Source organism: Polymorphobacter sp., from assembly GCF_051860865.1.
Classification (GTDB): domain Bacteria; phylum Pseudomonadota; class Alphaproteobacteria; order Sphingomonadales; family Sphingomonadaceae; genus Sandarakinorhabdus.
Window position 1 is genome coordinate 39323 of the sequence record NZ_JBIMKZ010000016.1, and the last position, 6245, is coordinate 45567.

General features: G+C 70.2%; 5 protein-coding genes. 4 read left to right on the forward strand and 1 reads right to left on the reverse strand.

Annotation, left to right across the window (positions count from 1 at the left end; translation table 11 throughout):
* The first annotated feature begins 6 nt into the window (after nucleotides 1-6).
* The 3 genes from rplT to pheT all read left to right on the forward strand — a co-directional run bounded on the left by rplT (nucleotide 7) and on the right by pheT (nucleotide 3948).
* Nucleotides 7-381 carry a 50S ribosomal protein L20 gene (gene rplT, locus ACTIFJ_RS04845; RefSeq protein WP_439532962.1) on the forward strand — a complete coding sequence of 125 codons (375 nt, stop codon included), beginning with the start codon at nucleotides 7-9 and terminating at the stop codon, nucleotides 379-381.
* 79 nt (nucleotides 382-460) lie between these two features.
* Nucleotides 461-1543, forward strand: coding sequence for a phenylalanine--tRNA ligase subunit alpha (pheS, locus tag ACTIFJ_RS04850; RefSeq protein ID WP_439532963.1), 1083 nt, complete (start codon nucleotides 461-463; stop codon nucleotides 1541-1543).
* Complete coding sequence (gene pheT, locus ACTIFJ_RS04855; protein WP_439532964.1) at nucleotides 1540-3948, forward strand: phenylalanine--tRNA ligase subunit beta; 2409 nt, start codon at nucleotides 1540-1542, stop codon at nucleotides 3946-3948. Before pheS ends, pheT begins: the two co-directional genes overlap by 4 nt.
* A 29-nt stretch (nucleotides 3949-3977) precedes the next feature.
* On the opposite strand, the gene ACTIFJ_RS04860 is transcribed toward pheT, so the two are convergent.
* Nucleotides 3978-4676 carry an OmpA family protein gene (locus ACTIFJ_RS04860; RefSeq protein ID WP_439532965.1) on the reverse strand — a complete coding sequence of 233 codons (699 nt, stop codon included), beginning with the start codon at nucleotides 4674-4676 and terminating at the stop codon, nucleotides 3978-3980.
* Nucleotides 4677-4769: 93 nt separating this feature from the next.
* Between ACTIFJ_RS04860 and ACTIFJ_RS04865 the strand changes: the two genes are divergently transcribed.
* Nucleotides 4770-6128 carry a hemolysin family protein gene (locus tag ACTIFJ_RS04865; RefSeq protein ID WP_439532966.1) on the forward strand — a complete coding sequence of 453 codons (1359 nt, stop codon included), beginning with the start codon at nucleotides 4770-4772 and terminating at the stop codon, nucleotides 6126-6128.
* Nucleotides 6129-6245: the final 117 nt, after the last annotated feature.

Consider the following 6245-nt stretch of genomic DNA (forward strand, 5'->3'; position numbering starts at 1 on the left):
TGAGAGATGGCACGTGTAAAGAGGGGCGTCACCGCCCACGCCCGCCACAAGCGCGTTCTCGCCGCCGCCAAAGGCTATTATGGCCGGCGCAAGAACACGATCCGCATCGCCAAACAGGCGGTGGAGAAGGCCGGCCAGTACGCCTATCGCGATCGCAAGGTGAAGAAGCGCTCGTTCCGGGCGATCTGGATCCAGCGCATCAACGCCGCCGTGCGCGAGCAGGGCCTGACCTACGGCGTCTTCATCCATGGCCTCAACCTCGCCGGCATCGGGCTGGACCGCAAGGTTCTCGCCGATATCGCCATGCACGAGCCGGACAGCTTCCGGGCGATCATCGCCCAGGTGCAGGCAGCGCTCGACGCGAAGCCGGTTGCTGCGTAACTTCTAGCGCAGAGCAACGAGCACAAGGGCGCGGCACTTTAGGGTGTCGCGCCCTTTGCGTTCCGATATAGGCCCGATGATGACCGATACCGACAGCCTCCAGTCCGATCTGCTCGCCCGGATCGCCGCCGCCGACACCCCCGAGGCGCTGGAGGCGGTGCGTGTCGCCGCGCTCGGCAAGGCCGGCGCCGTTACCGCGTTGCTGAAGACGCTGGGCGGCCTCAGTCCTGAGGAGCGCAGCGTCTCCGGCCCGCGCTTCAACGGCCTGCGCGAGGCGGTGTCGGCAGCCCTGGCGGCGCGCAAAGCGGTGCTGGACGCCGCCGCGCTCGACGCGAAGCTGGCCGCCGAGCGCCAGGACATGACGCTGCCGGTGACGCCGGCCCCGGTTGGCAGCATCCATCCGATCAGCCAGGTGATGGACGAGCTGGCCGAGATCTTCGCCGACCTCGGCTTCGCCGTCGCCACCGGCCCCGAGATCGAGGACGACTGGCATAACTTCACCGCGCTCAACATCCCCGAGCATCATCCGGCGCGCGCCATGCACGACACCTTCTATGTCGACGGCCTCGACACCGAGGGCCGCCGCCGTGTGCTGCGCACCCATACCTCGCCGGTGCAGATCCGCACGATGATGGCGCAGCAGCCGCCGATCCGCATCATCGCGCCGGGCCGCGTCTATCGTTCCGATTCGGACGCCACCCACACGCCGATGTTCCACCAGATCGAGGGGCTTGTCATCGACCGGACGACGACGATGGCGCAGCTCCGCTGGACGCTGGAGACCTTCATCAAGGCGTTCTTCGAGGTCGATGACGTGGTGCTGCGCTTCCGGCCCAGCTATTTCCCGTTCACCGAGCCGTCGGTCGAGGTCGATGTCGGCTATTCGTCGAAGACCGGCCGCCCGGCCGCGCCCGGTGAGGCCGACAAATGGCTCGAGGTGCTCGGCGCCGGCATGGTGCATCCGCGCGTCATCGCCGCCTGCGGGCTCGATCCGCAGCAATGGCAGGGCTTCGCCTTCGGCACCGGCGTCGACCGGCTGGCAATGCTCAAATATGGCCTGACCGACCTGCGCGCCTTTTTCGACGGCGACCTGCGCTGGCTCAAGCACCACGGCTTCTCGGCCTTCGACATGCCGACGATTTCCGGGGGTATCGGGGCATGAAGTTCCCGCTGTCATGGCTCAAGGCGCATCTGGAGACCGATGCCGATCTCGCCGCGATCACCGACGGGCTGACCCGGCTCGGGCTCGAGGTCGAGGGCGTCGAGGATGCCTCGGTCGCGCTCGCGCCGTTCGTCATCGCCGAGGTGCTCAGCGCCGCGCCGCACCCCCAGGCCGACAAGCTGCAGGTGCTGAGCGTCGATGCCGGCCCGATGATGGGGAACGGGGGCCCGGTACAGGTCGTCTGCGGCGCCCCCAATGCCCGTGCCGGCCTCAAGGGCGTGTTTGGCCCGCCGGGTGCCTTTGTGCCGGGGGCCGGGATCACCCTCAAGGTCGCCAGCATCCGCGGCGTCGAATCGTCCGGGATGATGTGCTCGGCGCGCGAGCTCGAACTGTCGGATGCGCATGAGGGCATCATCGAGCTGCCGGCCGATGCGCCGGTCGGCACCGCCTATGCGGACTGGGCCGGGCTCGCCGATCCGGTCATCGATGTGGCGATTACCCCCAACCGCCAGGACTGCATGGGCGTCCACGGGATCGCCCGCGACCTCGCCGCGCTCGGCCTCGGCCGGCTGGTCGAGCCCGACACCAGCCCGGTGCCGGGCCGCTTCCCCTGCCCGGTCGACATCGCCACCGAGGACAGCGCCGGCTGCCCAGCCTTCCTCGGCCGTGTCGTGCGCGGCGTCGCCAACGGCGCGTCGCCGGAGTGGATGCAGCGCTGGCTGGTCTCGGTCGGGCTGCGGCCGATCTCGGCGCTGGTCGACATCACCAACTACATGACCATGGCCTTCGGCCGGCCGCTCCATGTCTATGACGTGGCGACGCTTTCGGGCGGGCTGGTGGCGCGCCGGGCGCGTGCCGGCGAGACCATCGAGGCGCTCAACGGCAAGCATTACACGCTCGACGAGACGATGACCGTCATCGCCGATGCCCGCGCCGTCCACGACATCGGCGGCATCATGGGCGGCATGGAGAGCGGCGTCTCGCCCGCCACCACCTATGTGCTGATCGAAGCGGCCTTTTTCGCCCCCGAGCGGATCGGCGCGACCGGCCGCGCGCTCGGCATCACCTCCGATGCCCGCGCCCGCTTCGAGCGCGGCGTCGACCCCGGCTTCGTCGCCCCCGGCCTCGAACTGGCGACGTGGCTGGTGCTGGAGATCTGCGGCGGCGAGCCTTCCGAGGTGGTCACCGCCGGCAGCCTGCCGCTGGCGCCGCGCCATGTCCGCTACCATCCGGCCCGCGTCGCGGCGCTGGCCGGCATCGCCATCGACGAGGACATCCAGGCCGACATCCTCACCCGCCTCGGCTTCGGCGTCAGCCGCGCTGCCGACGTCTGGACCGTCACCGTACCCAGCTGGCGGCGCGATATCGGCCAGATCGGCGCCACCGAAAGTGAGGAAGGTGAGGCTGACATCGTCGAGGAAGTCGTCCGGCTGTTCGGGCTCGATGCGGTCAAGGCCGTGGCGCTGCCGCGGGCCGAGGGCGTCGCCCGCCCGACCGCCACCCCGGCCCAGAAACAGGCCCGCCGCCTGCGCCGCGTGCTCGCCGCGCGCGGGGCCGATGAGGCGATCACCTGGAGCTTCCTGCCCCCGGCCCAGGCCGAGGCCTTCGGCGGCGCGGCGCACATATTGTCCAACCCGATCTCCGCCGACCTCGCCCATATGCGCCCGTCGCTGCTGCCCGGCCTGCTGGCGGCGGCAGCGCGCAACTTCGATCGGGGCCAGGCCTCGGTGCGGCTGTTCGAGCTCGGCCAGCGCTATCTGGCCAGCGGCGAGCACCCCAGCGCCGCGCTGCTGCTCGCCGGCGAGGCCCGGCCGCGCGACTGGCGGCACGGCGCCGCCACCCGCTTCGAGGCCCATGACGCCAAGGCCGAGGCGCTCGCAGCGCTGGCCGCGCTCGGCGTGCCGGTCGACCGGCTGGCTGTTGCCGCGCCCGCCGACCGCTGGTGGCACCCCGGCCGCGCCGGCCGCCTGACGCTCGGCAAGGCCGTGCTCGCCGACTTCGGCCTGCTGCACCCGGCCACCGTCGCCGGCTTCGACGTCAAGGGCCCGGTCGCCGCCGTCGAGCTGTATCTGGACGCGTTGCCGCCTATGAAGGGCCGCAAGACTGCACCCTATGCGCCGCCGGCGTTGCTGCCGCTGAGCCGGGATTTCGCCTTCCTCGTCGACGCCACGCTGCCGGCCGACAGCCTGGTCCGCGCCGTCGCCGGTGCCGACAAGGCGCTGATCGCCGGCGTGCGGCTGTTCGACCGCTTCGACGGCGCCGGTGTGCCCGAGGGCAAGCTGAGCCTCGCCGTCGAGGTGACGCTGCAGCCGGGCGACAAGACGCTGACCGACGCCGACATCGAGGCGGTGTCGGCGCGGATCATCGCGGCGGTGGCGAAGGTTGGCGGGGTGCTGAGGGGGTAGGGGCCCCCGGCCGCCGGAGGCCCAGTTGCTTACCCCGGACGACCCGGCCGCACGCCCTGGTAATCCTGCTCGGTCACCGGCGAGAGCTTGATCTCGACGCGGCGGTTCTGGCCGCGGCCGTCCTCGGTGTCGTTGGAGGCGATCGGGAACTGCTTGCCATAGCCGCGGGTGGCGACGCGGGCGCGGTTGATGCCCTGATAGCTCAGATAATCGGCGACGGCGTTGGCGCGCTGCTCGGACAGGCGCTGGTTGACCGCGTCGGTGCCGATGGCGTCGGTATGGCCCGAAACATCGATGAAGGTGGAAGGGTAGGCGTTGAGCGTCTGCGCCACCTGGTCGAGCGCCGGGCGGAACTGCGGCTTTACGGTCGACGAGTTGAAGTCGAAGGTCAGGCCGGACGGCATCCGCAGGTTGATCTCGTCGCCCTGCCGCTCGATCTCGATGCCGGAATTGGCGGTGCGCTGGCGCAGCTCGCGCTCCTGCCTGTCCATATAGCCGCCGACGGCGGCACCGGCGACGGCGCCGATGCCGGTACCGATCAGCACTTCGGCGCGGTTGTTGCGGCCGCCGAGCAGGGCGCCGAGCAGCGCACCGGCGCCGGCGCCGGCCGCGGCGGTGCCGGCGGTGCGGCTGACGCGGCGTTCGCCGGTGTCAGGATCGGTGACGCAGCCGGCCACGGCCAGCGAAGCCAGCACGGTGCCGGCGATCATGAATTTGGAACGGTACATTCAGTCTTCTCCCCTGAGGTCGAACATCCGCTATACTAATGGCATGTGAGTGGTGCGTGAACGAGGCTCTTCGCAGAGTCCTGATTCTCGCATATGGAAACGGGGCGGGCTCTTGACGGCTCGATCATCTTTCCGGAGCCGATGCAGCCCTTCCCCTGGTTCGACACCGCCATCATCGTGGCGCTGGTGTTGTTGAACGGCTTCTTTGCCATGTCGGAACTGGCGATCGTCTCCGCCCGCAAGCCCCGTCTGAAAGCCATGGCCGATGGCGGCAGCCGCAGCGCCGCTGCGGCACTGGCGCTGGCCGAGGCCCCGGGGCGCTTCCTGTCCGCCGTGCAGATCGGCATCACGCTGGTGGGTATCATCAACGGCGCTTACTCGGGGGCGGCGCTGGCGCAGCCGGTGGGCGAGCGGTTCGCCGCCTGGTTCGGGCTGGCGCCACGACTGGCCGACGAGATCGGGCTCGGCGTGGTGGTGGTGACGATCACCTATCTGTCGCTGATCATCGGCGAGCTGGTGCCCAAGCAGTTCGCGCTGCGCGGGCCGGAGCGGATCGCCTCGCTGGTGGCGCCGGTGATGACCTTCCTGGCGCTGGCCGCCACCCCGGCAGTGTGGGCGCTGGAGAATTCGACGGCGCTGGTGCTGAAACTGTTCGGGCCGGCGGACGGCGACGAGAACCGCGTCACCGAGGCCGAGCTGCGCTCGCTGGTGGCCGAGGCGGAGACGGCGGGCGTCATCGAGGCCGGCGAGCGGCAGATGATCGCCGGCATCATGCGGCTGGCCGACCGCCGCGTGCGCGGCGTGATGACCCCGCGCGGCGATGTCGACTGGATCGATGCCGATTCAGGCGAGGCGGCGATCCGCGCCCATCTGGCGCGCACGCCCCATACGCGGCTGCCGGTGGCGCGCGGCACGATCGACGACATCATCGGCGTCGTCCAGTCGCGCGACGTGGTGCAGGCGCTGATCGAGGGGCTGCCGCTCGACCTGGTGGCGCTGGCGCGGGCGGCGCCGGTGCTGCCCGATGTCATCGATGCCGTCGATGCGATGGAGAGCCTGCGCGGCGCCGTGATCCCGATGGCGCTGGTGCATGACGAATATGGCCATTTCGAAGGCATCGTCACCCCGGCCGACCTGCTGGCGGCGATCGCCGGGGCGTTCCTGTCGGATGTCGATTCCGATGACGGGCCGCCCGTCGTCGAGCGGGCCGATGGCAGCCTGCTGCTGTCCGGCGCTCTGCCAGCCGACGAGATGGCCGAGCGGCTGGGTGTCAGCCTCGACGAGGACCGGGACTATGAAACGGTGGCCGGCTTCGTCCTCGCCCAGCTCCGGCACCTGCCCGACACCGGCGAACTGTTTGTCCATGACGGCTGGCAGTTCGAGATCGTCGACATGGACGGACGCAAGGTCGACAAGGTGCTGGCCTCGGTTGTTCCGGTCGACATCATCTAGGCGGGAGCGGCATTCCCAAGAAGCTGGCCTCCGGCGGGTGAGAAAGTGCCTCCGGCGGCTGGGGCCGCAGGCCCCAGACCCCGATAATTTGGCCTTCGCAATGCGACGGCAGACGTT